Source organism: Streptomyces stoeckheimensis, from assembly GCF_045822005.1.
GTDB lineage: Bacteria > Actinomycetota > Actinomycetes > Streptomycetales > Streptomycetaceae > Streptomyces > Streptomyces stoeckheimensis.
This window is the reverse complement of record NZ_CP169550.1, coordinates 7,432,866-7,451,136: the sequence shown is the minus strand read 5'-3', so window position 1 is coordinate 7,451,136 and position 18,271 is coordinate 7,432,866. Positions and strand designations below refer to the sequence as shown.

The following is an 18,271-nucleotide window of genomic DNA, read 5'->3' as shown; positions in this document are numbered from 1 at the left end:
ATGAGCGTCACGCCTGCCCCCGAGACCACTACGGAGACGTCGACGGCAGCGGCCGGGTACGCGCCCACCGACCGTACCGTTCCAAGCCGGTACCGCGACCGCGCGCACTACGACCACGAGACGGTGCACTCGATACTGGACGCGGCCTACCTCTGCCACCTCGGCTTCATCCGCGACGGCGCGCCGGTGGTCCTGCCGACCCTCTTCGGCCGGGTCGGCCAGACCCTCTACGTGCACGGCTCCACGGGCTCGCGCCCGCTCCTCGCGGCCGGCAAGGCCGACCCGGGGCTACCGGTCTGTCTCACCGTGACTCACCTCGACGGCCTTGTCCTGGCCCGCTCCGCCTTCCACCACTCGCTCAACTACCGCTCGGTGGTCGTGCACGGCACCGCCTACGAGGTGACCGACCCGGAGGAGCGCCGGATCGCGCTCGACGCCCTCGTCGACCAGGTCGTTCCGGGCCGCTCGGCCGACTCCCGGCCCGCGAACGCCAAGGAGCTCGCGGCCACCGCCGTGATCCGCCTGGACCTGAACGAGGTGTCCGCCAAGGTCCGCACCGGCGGCCCGGGCGACGACCCCCAGGACGTCGCCCTGCCCTACTGGACGGGCGTGATCCCGGTCGCGCCGGCGTACGGGACCCCGGTCCCGGCCGCCGACCTCGCCCCGGGCATCCCCGTCCCGGACTACATCACCGCGCTCTGACGGCCGCCTCGGCGGCAAGGGCGGGCCGGACCTCCGGCCCGCCCTCCCGCGTTTCCGGGTCCCGGACGTCCGCAGGCCGCCGCGACTCGGCGGCGATCAGCGCCCCCACGGCCGTCAACAGGAGTACGGTGCCCAGCGCCACCGGGCCGGTCAGCCGCTCCCCGAGCACCAGGACGGCGATCGCCGCCGCGCCGACGGGTTCGATCAGCATGATCACGGACACCGTCGCGGCCCGCACCGCGGCGGCCCCGCTGAAGTAGAGCGCGTAGGCCAGCGCGGTCGGCACGGTGGCCATGTAGGCGAGCAGCCAGAGCACCCGGACGGGCTCCGCGGTGTGCGGCATCAGCCCCTCGACCAGGGCGAACGGCAACAGGCACGCCGCGCCGACCCCGACCGACCAGACGGTGGTGACCAGCGGCTCCCCGCCCGTGCCGCGCCGCCCGAGCAGCCTGGCCCGCAGGGTCATGGCCCCGTAGCCGGCGGCGGACAGCAGCGCCCAGCCGACGCCGAGCGGCCGCACCTCGCCGCCCCCGCTGCCGAGGACGAGCACGGCCAGCCCGGCCAGCGCCCCGCCGACCGCGACGGTCCCGCCCCGGCCGAGCCGCTCGCCCATCCAGTAGCGGGCCCCGAGGGCGATGAGCACGGGCCCGGATCCGAGGGTGACCACGGTGGCCACGGCGAGGCCGGTCTCGCGCACGGCGGCGAAGTACGCGGACTGGAAGAGGGTGAACAGCAGCCCGGTCCCGATGAGCGAGCCCACCGAGGCCCGCGCCCGAACGGCACGCTCCCCTGCCCCTGCCCCTGCGCCCCGCGGGCGGCGGCGTACGGCGAGGACCGGGAGCAGTACCGCCAGCCCGCCCGCGCACCGCCAGAACGACAGGGCGAGCGGGCCGAGGTCACTGGCGAGGTAGAGCAGCGAGGCCGCCGCCCCCGCCGTGCCCCAGGCGGTTCCGGCGATGACGAGGAAGAGCAGGCTGCGCCCGGTGGCGGGCGTGGCGGGCGTTTGGTCCGACTGGATCGACACGAGAGGTCTCCGCGCGTGCGTGAAGGATGAAAGGAGCAGGTCATCGCTTCGCGGGCAGCGCGAATCCGCCCGGGTCACGGCCCGGGCCGAGTTCTTCTACGTGGTGGCAGCCGCCCGCGCTAGGCGGCGGGCGGCGGAAGCACGGTCGTCAGCATGATCGAGAGCCTAGACCTTGCTCGGGTCGCGGTCCAGGGCGGCCACCGGCTCCGCGACCCCGGGCGGCGCGGCCTGCCGGGAGGTCTGCGCGATGAAGGCCCCGCCCAGCACGAGGGCACCGCCGATGATCTGCCAGGTCGAGAGGTGCTCGCCGAGGAGCACCCAGGCCAGTACGGTCGCCACGACCGCCTCCAGGCAGGCCACCACACCCGCGACCTGCGGCGACAGCTTGCGCACGGAGACCACACCGGTCAGGTACGCGAACACCGTCGCGATCAGCACCACCCAGCCGAGCAGCACCGGCGCGGGCACCATCAGGTCGCCGAGCGCCGCGTCGCCGCCCAGTACCTGCCAGTCGATCTGCCAGGGCCGGGCGATCACCGTCATCACGAGGGTGCCGACGATCATGCCGTACGCGATCATGCCCATCGGGTCGGGCACGTCGTCCCCGTCGCTGCCCTGGTCGGCGAAGACGAAGTAGAAGGCCTGGCAGCAGGCGGCCGCGAGGCCGAGCAGCACGCCCAGCAGATCGAGGCTCAGGCCGGCCCAGATCTGCACCACGCAGGCGAGCCCCACGACGGCCACGGCGGCGCCGGCCGCGGCGGCCCGGGTCACCGGCCTGCGCTGCACGAAGCGGATCCACCCGAGCAGCAGCGCCGGGCCGAGGTACTCCAGCAGCAGGGCCACGCCGACCGGGATCCGGGACAGCGAGGCGAAGTAGAAGGCCTGGACACCGGCCACGGCGACGAGCCCGAAGCCCGCGAGCAGCAGGGGTTTGCGGCGTACGAGATCGCGATGGCGCCAGGCCAGCGGGGACAGCACGAGCGCCGCCCCGGCCACCCTGAGCCAGACCATGTGGAGCGGGTCCAGACCCGCCTCGATCAGCGGCTTCGCCGCCACACCCGAACCACCGAACGCGATAGCCGAAATGAGGGCGAGGCCCAGTCCGGCATGTCTCCCTGACGCTTGCATTCGGACATCATGGCAGGCCCCGTCAGGAGCGACAGACCCGTGACACCTGTTGAGACGCTCCCGAGACCGACCCGACACCGGCCGGGTCCGCACCCACTCCCCACCCGCCTCCCCACCCACCCCGCTCCGCAATATCTGACAGGTCGTCAGTCTTGAATGTTGCGTCCGCCGGGACTACCTTCCGCCGCACGTACCTGACGAGAAGGGGTGGTCGCATGGCTGAAGTCACCGCGGAATCACGCATCGAGGCGTCCGCCGCGAAGCTCTGGTCCCAGCTGACCGACTGGGACGCTTACGGCCAGTGGAGCATGACCCACACCAACTTCCCGAAGGGCGGACCCGAGACCCTGGCGGTGGGATCCACCTTCGCCGAGAACATGAAGATGATGGGCTTCCCCGCCGAGGTCCTCTGGACGGTCTCGGAGCTGGAGGACGAGCGCGTCTTCGCGATCACCGGCAAGGGCCCGATGGGCGTCGCCGTCCTGACCCGCTACACCCTGATCCCGGACGGCGGGGCCACCACGGTCCGCATCGACGGCGAGTTCACCGGCGCCGCGGTCTCCCTCATGGCGGGCAAGCTCAAGGACTCGGCCACCGCCGCCCTGAACGAGTCGCTCCGCAAGCTCTCCGGCCTGGTCGCCTGAGCACCACCCCCGACCGAGCAGGTCCGTACGCGTACGAACACGATGGCGCGCCCCGCGAGAAGTCCCGCGGGGCGCGCCGTCGTACGGGAAGGTCCGCCCGACTCGCACTCACTCACTCACACACTCAGTGCTCGTCGGCCAGAATCAGGTAGAGCTTCTTGCGGGCGTCGTTGATGACGGTGAGGGCCTTCTCCCGCTGCGCGGGCGTGCCGGTCTTGAAGACCTGCCCGAAGGCCTCCATCAGGCCGAAACCGGCCGTCCGGACCTCGTTCATCGCCTCGAAGTCGAAGCCCCGGCCGGCCTCCGCCCAGGGGGCGTCCGGGCCGGACTCGGCCTCGGTGCGACCGGCGTCGGTGAGCGTGAACAGCTTCTTGCCGCCCTCGCTCTCGCTGGTGATGAGGCCCTCGTCCTCCAGTAGCTGCAGGGTCGGGTAGACCGACCCCGGGCTGGGCTTCCACGCCCCGCCGCTGCGCTCGCCGATCTCCTGGATCATCTCGTAGCCGTGCATCGGCCGGTCGGTGAGCAGCGCCAGGATGGAGGCGCGCACATCACCCCGCCGGGCCCGGCCGCGCGGTCCGCCGCGGCCACCGCGCCCGCCGAAGGGCCCGCCGCCGAAGGGCGGCCCGAACGGCCCGAAGGCGGCACGCCGCCGCTGGAACTCCTCCCGACGGTCCGGCCCGCAGTGGCCGTGACCCCGTCCGTGCTCATGTCCGTGGTCGTGTCCGTGCTGTCCGTGTGAACGCATGACTGCGCTCCTTTCCTCATTCGGTGATTCGTTGTCGCTGATGCGATGTCTCCACTATCACTGACCCATCGCGATGCGTCAACGATATATCGGAAACTTCCTCAACGAACAGCCACGCCCACCTGACGACTGTCGACCTGTCTCACCGGAATCGGACCGTGTCTCACTCTGGGGGGCGCTGTGGATGTGCACCCCTGCCGGCTTCGACCTCTGGCCCGTGGCCGATACCGAGCGGTTCGGCTTCCTTGCCCTCGGCGAGGAGCTCTCATCCGCCGAGGTCGGGGCTGCCGCGACGGGCTGGAGGGCTGGCGTGACTGGCACGAATGCGCCGACGGTGGCAGCCTGCTCGGATTCGGCCACGACCCGATGTCGCCCATGGCCGAGCGCTTCGGCGATACCGTCAGGCTCACCGTCGACGGCGAGCAGGGGGCAGGTGGCGCAGGATCCAGTCGGTGGCCAGTGCGACGAAGTCGGCCAGGTCGCGGCGGCCACCGGGAGGGTGGCCCCGGACATGGGCAGGCAGGCAGGCAGTCCAGTCATCCCGGATTGGCCTTTGCGGCCGGCTCCGCCGCGTCCCTACGGTCGATGACATGCGCATCCGAATCGTCGACGCCTTCACCGACCGCCCCTTCGGCGGCAATCCCGCCGGGGTCCTGCTCCTCGAAGACGGGTTCCCCCGGGACGCCTGGCTCCAGCAGGTCGCCGCCGAGGTCAACCTCTCCGAGACCGCCTTCGCCCATCCGCTCCCGCCCGGCGGCGAGGCGGACTGGGAGCTGCGCTGGTTCACCCCGGCCGCAGAGGTCGACATGTGCGGCCACGCGACCCTGGCCACCGCCCACGTCCTGGCCACCAGCGGCCTGGCCACGGGGACGGTCCGCTTCGCGGCGCGCTGCGGAATCCTGAAGGTCACCGCCGTCGAGGACGGGAGCCTGGTCATGGACTTCCCGACCTCCTCCCTGACCGAGGTCGAGCCGGACGCCGCCGTGGAGCGCGCGCTCGGCGCGACGGCCAAGTCGGTCCACGACACCTCCGAGCACATCGGGGACCTCGTGGTGGAGCTGGCCGACGAGCGGACCGTACGGGAGCTCACGCCCGACCTCGCCGCCCTGCGCGGCTATGCCCGGCGCGGGATCATCGTGACCGCGGCGGCCGAGGACCCCTCCCGCGGCTACGACTTCGTCTCGCGGGGCTTCTTCCCCGCATTCGGCATCGACGAGGACCCGGTCACCGGCAGCGCCCACACCGCGCTGGCCCCCTTCTGGGCGCAGCGGCTGGGCCGCACGGAGCTGGTCGGCCTCCAGGGCGGAGCCCGCACCGGCCTCGTCCGGGTCCGGTTGCAGGGCGACCGCACTCTGCTGATCGGGCGCGCGGTCACGGTCGTCGACGGCGAGCTGCTCACCGCACCGTAGGCGGCCGGGCGGTGTGCCTACGGGGTCGGGCCTACGGGATCGGGCCTACGGCGTGGGCAGCCAGCCCACCTTGCCCGCCAGCAGGGCGTACCCGCCGAAGGCCACGATGTCGAGCAGCGCGTGCGCCACGACGAGCGGACCGACCCGGCCCCAGCGCCGGTAGGCGAGCACGAACACCACGCCCATCACCACGTTGCCGATGAATCCGCCGATGCCCTGGTAGAGGTGGTACGAGCCGCGCAGCACGGAGCTGGCCATCAGTGCGGCCATCGGCGACCAGCCGAGCTGCCCGAGCCTGCGCAGCAGGTAGGCCAGCACGATGACCTCCTCCACCACGGAGTTCTGCACCGCGGAGAGGATCAGCACGGGGAACTTCCACCACACGTCGGGCAGCGCCTCCGGCACCACCGTGAGGTTGAAGCCGGTCGCCCGCGCCCCCAGGTAGAAGGCCAGTCCCGCGCTGCCGATGCAGGCGGCGACGAGCGCGCCCCGGCCTAGGTCCCACCAGGGCCGGGTGCGGTCGAAGCCCAGCACCTTCAGCCCGGGCGCGCCCTCACGGGTCAGCAGGTGCGCGACGAGCAGGACGGGGACGAGCGCGCTCGCGATGCCGAACAACTGCCAGGCCAGGTCCAGCCAGGGCCGGCCGGGGGCGTACGAACCGTTGAGCGTGGCGGCCTGGTCCTTGAGTCCGCCCGGCTTGGTCAGCGAGCCGATGAAGCTGATCAGCGCCGAGACCCCGCTCGCGCCCAGGGACAGCGCGAGCACGAGCAGCGTCTCGGAGCGCAGCATCCTGCGCTCGCTCGAGCGCTCGCCGAGCTCGAGCTCCCCGACCTCCGGTTCCGGCTCCGTCCGCACGCCCGTCTCCCGTCCCGCCACCGCTGCGACATCTCGCGGGGCGTCCCGCCCCGATCACCCCATACTGCCTCCTCCGCGGAGCAAGGGGATCACCGGGCGGGACCGGACGGGACGAGCCCGCTCGGGACCGGACGGGACCGCACGGACCCCCGGGATCAGTCCGCGGCCGCCGCTCCGGCCCCCGCGGCGCCACCCCCCAGACCCGCCGGCCAGGTGTGCACGGGATCGCCCCGGTGACTCAGCTCGCTGTAGCGGCGCGTGGTCGCGGCGAGCGCCGCGTCCCGCTCCAGCCCGCCCGCGAGCGCCCGGTGGTACGTGTCCACCTGCCAGGTGGCCCCGTTCACCCGGCGCCGGCACCGCTCTTCGATGATGCCGAGGTAGTGGTCCCGGTCGGCGGGCTCGATGCCCCACGCGTCCAGCCCGGCGGCAGCCATCGGCAGCAGCTCCTCCAGCACCAGCCGGACCGCGGGCACGCTCGCCAGTCCCCCGCCCCTGCCCCGGCGCGGCCAGCGCAGCCGGGCGTCGATGCCGTAGCGGCAGGCCGCGTCGAAGTTGGCCTCCGCCTCCGCGAAGGGCAGCCGGCTCCACACCGGGCGCTGCTCGTCCGCGAGCGTCCGTACGAGCCCGTAGTAGAAGGCCGCGTTGGCGACGACGTCGGCCACCGTCGGGCCCGCGGGCAGCACCCGGTTCTCCACGCGCAGGTGCGGCACCCCGTCGGCGACCCCGTAGACGGGCCGGTTCCAGCGGTAGACGGTGCCGTTGTGCAGCACCAGCTCCTGCAGGCTCGGCACCCCGCCCTCGGCGTGCACCCGCAGCGGCTCCTCCTCGTCGCAGATCGGGAGCAGGGCCGGGAAGTAGCGGACGTTCTCGGCGAAGAGCTCGTACGCCGAGTCCACCCACCGCTCGCCGAACCAGGTGCGCGGGCGCACCCCCTGCGCCTGGAGCTCGGGCGGCCTGGTGTCGGTGGCCTGCTGGAAGAGCGGCGGCCGCGACTCCCGCCACAGCTCGCGCCCGAACAGGAAGGGCGAGTTGGCGCCGACGGCTATCTGTACGGCCGCCACCGCCTGCGCCGCGTTCCACACGTCCGCGAACCGTGCCGGGGTCACCTGCAGGTGCAGTTGTACGGAGGTGCAGGCGGCCTCCGGCACGATCGACCCGGAGGTCCAGGTCAGCCGCTCGACCCCCTCGATGTCGAGGACGAAGTCCTCTCCCCGCATCATCAGGATCTGCTCGTTGAGCAGCGAGTAGCGGTCCACCGCCGAGAGGTTGGCGGTGACCAGGTCGGTGCGGGAGATCGTCGGCAGAATTCCGATCATGACCACCCCGGCGTCGACCTCCAGAGCCTGCCGGTGGGCATAGCCGAGACCCGCGCTCAGTTCCTCGGCGAGCTGGTCGAATACCCGGCCGCCGAGCCGGTGCGGAAGTACGTTCACCTCCAGGTTGAACATTCCCAGTTCGGTCTGGAAATCGTTGCTCGCAATACGCTCGAGGACCTGCGCATTCACCATTCTCGGCAACCCGTCGGCACCCGCGAGATTCAACTCGATCTCCAGCCCCATCATGTTCTTGGGGCGATCGAACCTCTTCTCCTCCAGAAGTCGCTCCAGTACCTCCAGGCACTCGTGCAGCTTCCTCCGGTACCGTTGCCGATCGGACAGGTCGAATCCGCCCGCCACGACCTTCTCCCCCATCGGAGCGTCCCTCCTCGACTGGGCCCGGCGGCTGGCAATGGATCCCCCCGCCCGGGCGCGCGTTACGGTCGATGATGCCCCGGCGGCGTGATCGATAACGCGGAAGGGGCGCGACTGGCGGGGAGCGCGCGCCGGTTTGGCCGACGGGCGCTTTGGCACATTCACCTGGCAAGCCGCCTTGCGCAAATACAGCGTAGACCTTGCCGGTTATCGATAACCGGCGCTTTTCAGCCGAGCCGCCATCCGGTAACCTCCGAGGTCAGCGCGGAAATTTTGCGCGCACCCGGCATGAATCCCACGTCAGAGGGACCGGTAAGCGCCTTGTCGGCAATAGGCGGGACAGCTAGCCGAAACACTGCGTGAACACATGTCAGATAAACTCCGCATGCGAGGCAGAGAGTTGGCGCGCGGCCATTGCCCCTCAGCCCCCCTCTGACCCCAGAATGCGACAGCGTCGTCCGCACCCCGCACCCGCCCCGTTCCACAGGTCTCCCAAGCGAGAGGCGACCCACCATGCCGCTGCACGTCCCTCCGGCTCCCGCGCCCGCCCTGCGCAGCGTCCTCGCGGCCCTCGGTTCCCCCACCGCCGTCCACGAGGCGCACACTCCGGCCCTGCGCTCCCTCCAGGGACCGATGACCGCCGAACTGCCGCTGCCCGTCCACGTCTTGGACCGGCTGCACATCTCCGGCCTGACCGCCGGCGGCAGGCCGCCGCGCACCCGGCTGACCGGCTGGCGGTTCCTGATCCGCAGTGGGGACCGCTACGTCGCGGCGGCCGACACCCGGCTGACCCCTGACGGCTGGGTCTTCTCCCACTTCTTCGAGGGCCCCTACGTCACCGCCACCGAACGCGCGCTGCGCCAGGCCGAATCGCTCGGCAAGAACTACCAGCCGCGCCTGCTGTCCGTACCGGAGCTGTACATGCTGACCCTGTGGCTGCACGGATCGGTGGGCGCCGACGCCTCCGCCGGCCTGCCGGCCGCCGCCGACCTCCTGGTCCCCCTCGCCCCGGCCCCGCCCGGCATCGCCGCCTACCGCCCGCACCCCGTGTCCGAACTGCTGCCCGTACTGACCCACCGGCTCACGCCGACGGCTCCCCCGGTGCCGCCTTCCATGGCCGCACCGGCCGCCTGACCCGACCCCCGGCCGGTTCTGCCCATTCGGCCTAGCCCACTCGGGCCCCCAGCTAACCATCCGAAATGACAGGGGAGTTGAGCTGAACCGCCCGCACGGGTGATGCGTCATCAATCTATGAGGACAGCTGCTGGGAAATCCCTCCGGACACCGCGCCGTGGGGGAACACTGGGGACTCTGACCGAGCCAAGTCGTTGATACGGGGGGCGGCCATGAACCACGCGCACAACGCACCGAGCCGCAGCACACAGACCACACCGCAGCGAAAGAACGCATCCATGTGCCAGCACAAGCCAGCATGCCCGTCCGCCGACTCCGCCGACCGGGAGGCCGCGCACCCCGTGGCCGTTCACCCGGAGCAGGGTTGGAGCCTGCTGTGCAACGGCGTCCTGCTGTTCGAGGACACCGGTGAGCTGCTGCCGGACGGCCGGATCATCGCCCCGCACCGCCCGCTCGCGGCGACGCAGGTGATGAAGGCGGCCTAGCCGACGACGGAAACGAAAGGGGCCGGCCCAGGAGAGAACTCCCGGACCGGCCCCTTCGTCATGTCACTTCGTCATGTCACTTCTGCATGTCACTGCATCAGTTGTCGTACTCGTCCAGCGGCGGGCAGGAACACACCAGGTTCCGGTCGCCGAAGGCACCGTCGATGCGGCGCACCGGCGGCCAGTACTTCTCCGCGGCCGACACCCCGCCCGGGAAGACGGCCTCGTCGCGGGTGTACGGGTGGCTCCACTCGCCGCCCAGGGCCGCCGCCGTGTGCGGGGAGTTGGCCAGCGGGTTGTCGTCCACCGGCCACTCGCCGCCCGCGACCCGCTCGATCTCGGCGCGGATGGCGATCATCGCATCGCAGAAGCGGTCGATCTCGGCGAGGTCCTCGGACTCCGTCGGCTCGATCATGAGCGTGCCGGCGACCGGGAAGGACATGGTCGGCGCGTGGAACCCGTAGTCGATCAGGCGCTTGGCGATGTCGTCGATGCTCACGCCCGTCGCCTTCGACAGGGGGCGCATGTCGATGATGCACTCGTGCGCGACCAGGTTGCCCGGGCCGGTGTAGAGCACCGGGTAGTGCGGCTCCAGGCGCTTGGCGATGTAGTTGGCGCCGAGCACCGCCACCTGGGTCGCGCGCTTGAGGCCTTCGCCGCCCATCAGGCGCACGTACGACCAGGAGATCGGCAGGATGCCGGCCGAGCCCCACGGAGCGGCCGAGATCGGGCCGACGCCCGTCTCCGGACCGGCGGTCGGCTGGAGCGGGTGGTTGGGCAGGTACGGAGCCAGGTGCGCCCGGACACCGACCGGGCCGACGCCCGGGCCGCCGCCGCCGTGCGGGATGCAGAAGGTCTTGTGCAGGTTCAGGTGCGAGACGTCGCCGCCGAAGTGACCCGGCTTGGCCAGGCCCACCAGGGCGTTGAGGTTGGCGCCGTCCACGTAGACCTGGCCGCCGGCGTCGTGCACCTGGGCGCAGATGTCGGCGACGTGCTCCTCGAACACACCGTGCGTGGAGGGGTACGTGATCATCAGCACGGCGAGCTCGTCGCGGTACTGCTCGATCTTGGCACGGAGGTCGTCCGCGTCCACCTCGCCGTCGTCGGCGGTCTTGACGACGACGACCTTCATGCCGGCCATCACGGCGCTCGCGGCATTGGTGCCGTGCGCGGAGGACGGGATGAGGCAGACGGTGCGCTGCTCGTTGCCGTTCGCCCGGTGGTAGGCGCGGACGGCCAGCAGGCCGGCGAGCTCACCCTGGGAGCCGGCATTCGGCTGAATGGAGACCTTGTCGTAGCCGGTGACCTCGCAGAGACGTTCCTCCAGCTCGGTGATGAGCGTGAGGTACCCCTCGGCCTGCTCGACCGGGGCGAACGGGTGCAACTGGCCGAATTCCGGCCAGGTGACCGACTCCATTTCGGTGGTCGCGTTGAGCTTCATGGTGCAGGAGCCCAGCGGGATCATGCCGCGGTCCAGCGCGTAGTCCTTGTCCGAGAGCTTGCGCAGGTAGCGCAGCATCGCGGTCTCGGAGCGGTGCTGGTGGAAGACCGGGTGGGTCAGGTACTCGTCCGAGCGCAGCAGCCCCTCGGGAAGCGCGTCGGCCGTGGTGGCGTCGAGCGCCTCCAGGTCGGCGGTGACACCGAAGGCCGCCCACACCGCGTCCACGTCGGCGCGCAGGGTGGTCTCGTCGCAGGAGGCGGAGACCAGGTCGGCGTCCACCTGGTACAGGTTGACCCCGCCCTCGCGGGCCGCGGCCACGACCTCGGCGGCCCGGCCCGGGACCCGCGCGGTGACGGTGTCGAAGTAGGCGCCGTGCACGACCTCGACCCCGCCGGCCGTCAGACCGGCCGCGAGCAGAGCCGCGTACCGGTGCGTCCGGCGGGCGATCGTCCGCAGCCCGTCCGGGCCGTGGTAGACGGCGTACATGCCGGCCATGACGGCGAGGAGCACCTGGGCGGTGCAGATGTTGCTGGTGGCCTTCTCGCGGCGGATGTGCTGCTCACGGGTCTGCAGCGCCAGGCGGTACGCCTTGTTGCCGTCCGCGTCCACGGAGACGCCGACGAGGCGGCCGGGCAGCGAGCGGGCGTGCTTGGCCTGGACGGCCATGTAGCCGGCGTGCGGTCCGCCGAAGCCCATCGGGACGCCGAAGCGCTGGGTGGTGCCGACCGCGATGTCCGCGCCCAGCTCGCCCGGCGAGGTCAGCAGCGTCAGGGCGAGCAGGTCGGCGGAGACGGCGACGATGGCGCCGAGCGCGTGCGCCTGCTCGATGACCGGCTTGATCTCCCGCACGGCGCCGGAAGCACCCGGGTACTGGAGGAGCACGCCGTAGACGCCGCGCTCGGCGATCTCGGCCGGAATCCCGTCCGACAGGTCCGCGACGACGACCTCGATGCCGATCGGCTCGGCGCGGGTCTGGATCACCGCGATGGTCTGCGGCAGCGCGTCGGCGTCGACGAGGAAGACGTTGCCCTTGGCCCTGCCCACGCGGCGGGCCAGGGTCATGGCCTCGGCGGCAGCCGTGCCCTCGTCGAGCAGGGAGGCGCCGGAGGTCGGCAGGCCGGTCAGCTCGGCGACGACGGTCTGGAAGTTCAGCAGGGCTTCGAGGCGGCCCTGGGAGATCTCCGGCTGGTACGGCGTGTACGCCGTGTACCAAGCCGGGTTCTCCATGACGTTGCGCAGGATCACCGGCGGCGTGAAGGTCCCGTAGTAACCGAGACCGATCATCGACGACAGCACCTGGTTGCGGTCGGCGAGCTCACGCAGCTCGGCGAGCACCTCGGCCTCGGTCCGCGCCTCGGGCAGGTTCAGCGCGGCGGTGGTCTTGATCACATCCGGCACCGCGGCTGCGGTGAGCTCGTCCAGCGAGCCGTAGCCCACATGGGCGAGCATCTTCGCCTGCGCCTCGGCGTCCGGGCCGATGTGGCGCTGCTCGAAGGGGATGCCTCGCTCCAGCTGGGAGAGCGGAATGCGGTTGGCGGTCATGTACGGAGGCCTCCTGGGTCGTACGACCTGCGAGGGGCACCACGGCGCGGGCACCCGGACGGCCTCCCCCTCTGTCATCACAACCTGAGAGCTTCACCGGGCCGCGCGGGGGTCGCCCACGAGGTCCGGCTTTCACCGTCGGTGAGGAGAGGGACCGGCACTGCGCGCCCGGTACCCGCCCCTGCTTTCCAGAGTGGCCTCACCACGTGCGGTACGTATGCCTGAGAGATTCCGGGGAGGATTTGCTCCTTCGGCGCCTCCGTCTCACTCACTCGGAGGACTCTCCCGCACAGGGTCAACAGCCGTCACCCAGCCTACCAGCGAGGATCTGCGGACCTCCCTCGAGTGGCCCCCTCTCCGGAAATGCACTTTTGTAGTGCTTACGGAGGAGTTGCGCCCAATGGAGGGACCGGACCGTGCAGACCGACATCGATCCCCGCAGCCTGATCGGCCGCAAGGCGTTCGACCGCAATGGCACCAAGATCGGCACCGTCGACGAGGTCTACCTCGACGATGCCACGGGCGTCCCGGAATGGGCCGCCGTACGCACCGGACTCTTCAGCCGGGACGCCTTCGTCCCGCTGGAGCCCAGCGAGATGGTGGGCGACACCCTGCGCGTGCCCTTCGAACGCTCCCTCATCAAGGACGCCCCCGACTTCGGCGTCGGCCGCCACCTCTCCCCCGAACAGGAGCTGCAGCTCTACCACCACTACGGCCTGGACCTGGCCCTCCCGACGGACTTCCAGCACGACTTCGGCCACAAAACCCCCGACACCCCCTGACCCACCCCCACCGGGGCCGGCAAGCCCGACCTTCCAGGCAGCGCTCCGCAGAAAGCCGCCTGCGGACAGCGGAGCAGGGGCGCTCAGCAGGCAGCAGGCACTCAAACCAGTACCGACAGCCGGCACAAGCGACCGCGGAGGCCGGGCCACCGGGAGGTTCTCCGAGTCCTGGCCCGGTAGTCCAGGACGGCCGCGCCCCGGCGATCTGCCCGTCCCGTACGCCGCAGCCGGGAGCGGCCCGTCACCCAGCAGCCCGCGAGCTAGGCCGTCTCTTCCGAATCTTGCCGGGCCCGCGGCGCCTGGCACGCGCTCTCTGCGCACCGGGCGAAATCCCAAGTACGTCCAGTACGCAGGCTTCCGCCCGGCCCGGCGAAACGGCTGCTCCAGCCAGGAGGAGGAATCGCCCTCGGGTCCGCCGGTGCGGAGCAAGCGCCGCCCTGACCGCCCGCGCCCGCAACCTCTCAGGCTCCCTGCGGAGCCGTCGAGCCTCCGACCCCCACGGCCCGGTCCCCTACCAGCGGCATCGGGTCGGACGGCTCCAGCTCGGGATCGTCGACCAGGAACGTTCGCACCCGACCCGGCTCGGATCCGGGCTGCTCGAACCGTACGGTCACCCGCCCGACCCCGCTGCCCTGCACCCACCCCGGCCCGTACACCGCATGCCGCACATCGCTCCCGGCCGGCCACGAGCGCTCACCCACGCCTTCGCCACCCCCCGACCGCCCCTGCCCACCCGCCTGCCCCGCCCCCTGAACCTGGTCCTGACCCGGCCCGTGACCGTGGCCCTCGCGGGATCCCTGCCCCTCCCCGGCACCCTCCACCCGCCCGGACCCAGCCCCCTGCCCCTGCCCCTGCCCCTGAACATGGCCCGGGCCTTGGCCCTGCCCGTGACCGTGGCCCTGCCCCTGGCTCAGCCCCTCACGGGGTGTCTGGCCCTCCCCGGCACTCCCCACCCGCCGGGACCCAGCGCCCTGCTCCTGCCCCTCCTGGGCTACCCGGCCCGCCCCGGCACTCCCCACCCGCCCCGGCCCAGCACCTCGCCCCTGGCCCGCGGCCTCACCCAGCACTTCCCCAGCACCCTGCCCCTGGCCCTGCTGTGCTCCCCGCGCCCGCCCGGTGCCCCCATCCCGAACCGGCCCGGGTCCCTGTCCAGCGCCCTCACCCGACGCGTGGCTCTCCTGACCCCCGTCAGCGTCGACCGCGCCCTGCCCCGAGCCCCCGCCGAACGGCGCAACACCGTCGGCACGAGCCGCAGCCACTCCCACTCCCGCAGCCGGCCCCGCAGCCGCGTCATCCGCCCCCGCCCGCGCAGCCATCGCATCGGCGAAAGCGAACAGGTCCTCCTGCGTGTAGTCCGCCAGCCCCGTGACACCCACCCCCAGCAGCCGCACCCCGCCCGTGGTGTCCACGGCCTCCAGCAGCCGCGCCGCCGCCTCCCGCACCACCGCGGGGTCGTCCGTGGGCCCCCGCAGGGTCTCCGAGCGCGTCAGTGTGGAGAAGTCGTACCGCCGAACCTTGAGCACGATCGTCCGCCCCGAGTGCCCCGACCCCCGCAGCCGCTCCACGCACCGGTCCGCGAGCCGCTGCACCTCGGTGCGGATCCGCACCCGGTCGTGCAGGTCGACGTCGAAGGTGTCCTCCACGGACACGGACTTCGCATCGCGTTCGGCGACGACCGGCCGCTCGTCCACGCCCAGCGCCATCCGGTACAGCCCGACCCCGTGCGAGCGGCCCACCATCCGGACCAACTCGTCCTCACCGGCCTCCGCCAGCTCCCCCACCGTCGTGATCCCGGCCCGTCGCAGGTGCTCCCCCGTGGCCGGCCCCACCCCGGGCAGGGTCCGTACCGACATCGGGGCGAGGTGCGCCCGCTCCGTGCCCACCTCGATCAGCAGCAGCCCGGCCGGCTTGGCCTCCTCGGAGGCGACCTTGGCCAGCATCTTGGACCCCGCGAGCCCCACCGACCCGCTCAGCCCCGTCACGGCGGCGATGTCGGCCCTCAGCCGCTCACCGACGGCCCGCGCGGTCTCCGCGTCGAAGGCGACGCCCCCCGCCTCCAGGTCCACGAAGGCCTCGTCCAGGCTCAGCGGCTCCACGAGGGGGGACAGTTCCCGGAGCATCCCCATGACCGTGTCGCTGACCTCGCGGTACAGGCTGAAGCGCGGAATCAGGCACGCGCCGTTCGGGCAGAGCCGCCGCGCCTGGGCCATCGGCATGGCCGAATGCACCCCGAAGCGCCTGGCCTCGTAGGAGGCGGTGGCGACGACCCCGCGCGGCCCGAGCCCGCCGACGATGACGGCCTTGCCGCGCAGGCTCGGCTTCGACGCCTGCTCCACGGAGGCGTAGAAGGCGTCCATGTCCAGGTGCAGGATGGTCGGCGCGGATCTCACAGCTCCGATGCTGCCCTACACCACTGACAATCGGCCCGAGTGCGAACACGGACACGAACGCCGGCCCCGCCGTCAGGCGGGGCCGAGCCTCAGACGGCCCGGTTCCTACGGGCGGCCAGCTCATCGGCCGGGTTGTGCCCGACCACCGTCTCGCCCGTGTCCACGCGCTCCCCGTGGAGCTGCGACAGGGCGTTCTCGACATCGCGCCAGACCACGCCCACGGCGATCCCGAAGACACCCTGGCCGCCCTGGAGCAGGCTGACGACCTGATCGGGCGAGGTGCACTCGTACACGGTGGCGCCGTCGCTCATCAGCGTCATCCGCTCCAGGTCCGAGAATCCCCGGTCGCGCAGGTGCTGCACGGCGGTGCGGATGTTCTGCAGCGCCACCCCGGTGTCCAGGAAGCGCTTCACGATCTTGAGGACGACCACGTCCCGGAAGCTGTAGAGGCGCTGCGTCCCCGACCCGTAGGCGGGGCGCACCGTGGGCTCCACCAGCCCCGTGCGCGCCCAGTAGTCGAGCTGCCGGTACGTGATGCCGGCCGCGGCACACGCCGTCGGCCCTCGGTATCCGACCTGCTCGGGTGCGGTCTCACCACCCACTGACCCCACCGGCCCCACCGAACCGACCGGCGCGGGCTCCGGCTGACGGCGCGCGGAGTTGCCCGCACCACCGTGCAGCGGGTACGGCCCACCGTCACTCCGTGCGGGGATGCCCCCGGTCATACCGTCGCCCGTGACTCTCACGCCGACCCTCCGTCCTTGACCTGCCATCTCGAAGGTAGGCAGTCACCAGGGGTGCGTCAACGATCGCCACACTCGGCACGCCGAGTGATAATCACCCTGAGAGTGGTTTCCCGTACCCCATTGCGGGGAAAGGCTACTCGAATGGGCTGAAATATCCGGGAGGACGGCGCGACCCGCGCCTCACTGCGGGCCGGTGCCGAAGTCCTCTGGCGAGATCTGGTCGAGGAACTCGCGGAACTTCTCCACCTCGTCCTCCTGCTCGTCCGGGATCGCGATTCCGGCGTCGTCGAGCACGCCGTCGCTGCCGAAGATCGGCGTCCCGGTCCGCAGGGCGAGCGCTATGGCATCGGATGGCCGCGCGCTCACCTCGACTCCACTGGCGAAGACGAGCTCCGCGTAGAAAACGCCCTCCCGCAGATCCGTGATCCGGACCTCGGTGAGCTCCTCGCCGATCGCCTCCAGCACGTCCTTGAAAAGGTCGTGCGTCAGCGGCCGGGCAGGGGCCATGCCCTGCTGCGCGAAGGCAATGGCGGTCGCCTCCCCTGGTCCGATCCAGATGGGGAGGTACCGGTCGCCTCCCACTTCACGCAGGAGCACGATCGGTTGGTTCGAGGGCATTTCCACCCGGACACCCACAACGTCGAGCTCGTTCACACAGCAACCCTAGGACCTGCCCGGCAGGTTTGGGTAGTCGGGCTCCCCCAAGCCTGCCCCGAAGCCCCTCCGAAGTCGCCCGAAGTCGGCCCGAAAACCCCTCTGGATCAGCGCAGCCGCACCCCGAGAGCAGTTTGTACGAGTGCCTCGTGCAGCCGTACGGAGAGCCCCGCGAGCTCCTTCATGGTGGCCTCCGCATGGGCCCTGGTCTGCGGATTGCGGTGCCGGCGCAGCGGCGAGACCACCTGCTCCACCAGACCGGCCTCCCGGTCGGCGGCGGCCTTCATCGCCCGCAGGTGGCGCGGCTCCAGACCGAATCCGCCGAGATCGGCCACCAGACGGGCCACGGTGACGGCCTCGGCGTCGAAACCGCCGCCGGGCGCCTCTGCGAGGAGCCCGTACGACTCCCACTCCACGAGCTGGACCTCGTCCACCTCCGCCGCGGCGATCAGCTCGGCCCGGCCCACGCGGGCCACGGTCGGCCGCTCCCGGCCCACCTCGCCGTAGAGGGCGACGGGGCTCGCGGGGTCGACGGACTCCCCGTGCGCCGTGGGCGCCGGGATACGGATCTGCTCACCCCGTGCGAGCGCGTCGAGCTGCTCGCGGATGACCTTCAACGGGAGGTAGTGGTCGCGCTGGAGCCGCAGGACGTGGGCGAGGCGCTCCACGTCGTCGGTGCTGAACTTGCGATATCCGGAAGGTGTGCGCCGGGGCTCGACGAGCCCCTCCGCTTCCAGGAAACGGATCTTCGAGATCGTGACTTCGGGGAACTCGTCACGCAGCATCGTGAGCACCGTGCCGATGCTCACCAGCCGCACGCCCGAAGAGGCGGCGGTGGCGGTGCCGCCCTTGGCGGCACCGCCTGCCGGGATACGCAGCATGGGACCTTCCCTTGAAGG

16 protein-coding genes and 1 riboswitch are annotated in these 18,271 nt (G+C 71.7%); of the genes, 6 read left to right on the top strand and 10 right to left on the bottom strand.

Translation table 11 applies throughout. The features are described from left to right. The gene (locus tag ACE1OC_RS33810; RefSeq protein ID WP_407840157.1) at nucleotides 1–702 is read left to right on the top strand and encodes a pyridoxamine 5'-phosphate oxidase family protein; all 702 of its coding nucleotides are present in this window, start codon (nucleotides 1–3) and stop codon (nucleotides 700–702) included. On the opposite strand, the gene ACE1OC_RS33805 is transcribed toward ACE1OC_RS33810, so the two are convergent. Continuing rightward, a complete protein-coding gene (locus ACE1OC_RS33805) occupies nucleotides 689–1,720 on the bottom strand; it encodes a DMT family transporter (RefSeq protein ID WP_407841764.1) in 1,032 nt (343 codons plus the stop codon). The genes ACE1OC_RS33810 and ACE1OC_RS33805 overlap by 14 nt on opposite strands. 171 nt (nucleotides 1,721–1,891) lie before the next feature. Beyond that, entirely contained in the window at nucleotides 1,892–2,854 is a 963-nt protein-coding gene (locus ACE1OC_RS33800) for an EamA family transporter (protein WP_407840156.1), read from the bottom strand. 215 nt (nucleotides 2,855–3,069) lie between these two features. Here ACE1OC_RS33800 and ACE1OC_RS33795 point away from each other — a divergent pair, with 215 nt between their 5' ends. After that, nucleotides 3,070–3,498, top strand: a complete 429-nt coding sequence (locus tag ACE1OC_RS33795; RefSeq protein ID WP_266910679.1) for an SRPBCC family protein — start codon at nucleotides 3,070–3,072, stop codon at nucleotides 3,496–3,498. 124 nt (nucleotides 3,499–3,622) lie between these two features. Here the strand turns inward: ACE1OC_RS33795 and ACE1OC_RS33790 are convergent, their stop codons facing one another. Beyond that, complete coding sequence (locus tag ACE1OC_RS33790) at nucleotides 3,623–4,243, bottom strand: PadR family transcriptional regulator (protein ID WP_407840155.1); 621 nt, start codon at nucleotides 4,241–4,243, stop codon at nucleotides 3,623–3,625. 590 nt (nucleotides 4,244–4,833) lie between these two features. Between ACE1OC_RS33790 and ACE1OC_RS33785 the strand changes: the two genes are divergently transcribed. Beyond that, nucleotides 4,834–5,652 (top strand): PhzF family phenazine biosynthesis protein, encoded by an 819-nt coding sequence (locus tag ACE1OC_RS33785; RefSeq protein ID WP_407840154.1) that lies wholly within the window; start codon nucleotides 4,834–4,836, stop codon nucleotides 5,650–5,652. Between the two features lie 45 nt (nucleotides 5,653–5,697). Here ACE1OC_RS33785 and ACE1OC_RS33780 read toward each other — a convergent pair whose 3' ends face one another. Together ACE1OC_RS33780 and ACE1OC_RS33775 are read right to left on the bottom strand one after the other, a co-directional pair. Continuing rightward, a complete protein-coding gene (locus tag ACE1OC_RS33780; protein WP_274551693.1) occupies nucleotides 5,698–6,441 on the bottom strand; it encodes a CPBP family intramembrane glutamic endopeptidase in 744 nt (247 codons plus the stop codon). A 221-nt stretch (nucleotides 6,442–6,662) separates the two neighbouring features. After that, nucleotides 6,663–8,198, bottom strand: coding sequence for a glutamate-cysteine ligase family protein (locus ACE1OC_RS33775; protein WP_407840153.1), 1,536 nt, complete (start codon nucleotides 8,196–8,198; stop codon nucleotides 6,663–6,665). Between the two features lie 513 nt (nucleotides 8,199–8,711). Between ACE1OC_RS33775 and ACE1OC_RS33770 the strand changes: the two genes are divergently transcribed. Then, nucleotides 8,712–9,332 (top strand): hypothetical protein, encoded by a 621-nt coding sequence (locus tag ACE1OC_RS33770; protein WP_407840152.1) that lies wholly within the window; start codon nucleotides 8,712–8,714, stop codon nucleotides 9,330–9,332. A 278-nt stretch (nucleotides 9,333–9,610) separates the two neighbouring features. Next, complete coding sequence (locus ACE1OC_RS33765) at nucleotides 9,611–9,817, top strand: DUF5999 family protein (protein ID WP_382979934.1); 207 nt, start codon at nucleotides 9,611–9,613, stop codon at nucleotides 9,815–9,817. Nucleotides 9,818–9,914: 97 nt separating this feature from the next. Here the strand turns inward: ACE1OC_RS33765 and gcvP are convergent, their stop codons facing one another. Further along, nucleotides 9,915–12,800 carry an aminomethyl-transferring glycine dehydrogenase gene (gene gcvP / locus ACE1OC_RS33760; protein WP_407840151.1) on the bottom strand — a complete coding sequence of 962 codons (2,886 nt, stop codon included), beginning with the start codon at nucleotides 12,798–12,800 and terminating at the stop codon, nucleotides 9,915–9,917. A gap of 199 nt (nucleotides 12,801–12,999) precedes the next feature. Beyond that, nucleotides 13,000–13,098, bottom strand: a riboswitch (glycine riboswitch). A gap of 118 nt (nucleotides 13,099–13,216) precedes the next feature. Between gcvP and ACE1OC_RS33755 the strand changes: the two genes are divergently transcribed. Further along, entirely contained in the window at nucleotides 13,217–13,582 is a 366-nt protein-coding gene (locus tag ACE1OC_RS33755; RefSeq protein ID WP_250745194.1) for a PRC-barrel domain-containing protein, read from the top strand. A gap of 461 nt (nucleotides 13,583–14,043) precedes the next feature. On the opposite strand, the gene ACE1OC_RS33750 is transcribed toward ACE1OC_RS33755, so the two are convergent. The 4 genes from ACE1OC_RS33750 to ACE1OC_RS33735 form a co-directional block, all read right to left on the bottom strand. Next, complete coding sequence (locus ACE1OC_RS33750) at nucleotides 14,044–15,972, bottom strand: DNA polymerase IV (protein ID WP_407840150.1); 1,929 nt, start codon at nucleotides 15,970–15,972, stop codon at nucleotides 14,044–14,046. Between the two features lie 89 nt (nucleotides 15,973–16,061). After that, complete coding sequence (locus ACE1OC_RS33745) at nucleotides 16,062–16,718, bottom strand: MerR family transcriptional regulator (protein WP_407840149.1); 657 nt, start codon at nucleotides 16,716–16,718, stop codon at nucleotides 16,062–16,064. 180 nt (nucleotides 16,719–16,898) lie between these two features. Next, nucleotides 16,899–17,372, bottom strand: a complete 474-nt coding sequence (locus ACE1OC_RS33740) for a bifunctional nuclease family protein (RefSeq protein WP_250745191.1) — start codon at nucleotides 17,370–17,372, stop codon at nucleotides 16,899–16,901. A 107-nt stretch (nucleotides 17,373–17,479) separates the two neighbouring features. Further along, nucleotides 17,480–18,253: a MerR family transcriptional regulator gene (locus ACE1OC_RS33735; protein ID WP_407840148.1), complete on the bottom strand. Its 774-nt coding sequence runs from the start codon at nucleotides 18,251–18,253 to the stop codon at nucleotides 17,480–17,482. Nucleotides 18,254–18,271 lie beyond the last annotated feature (18 nt).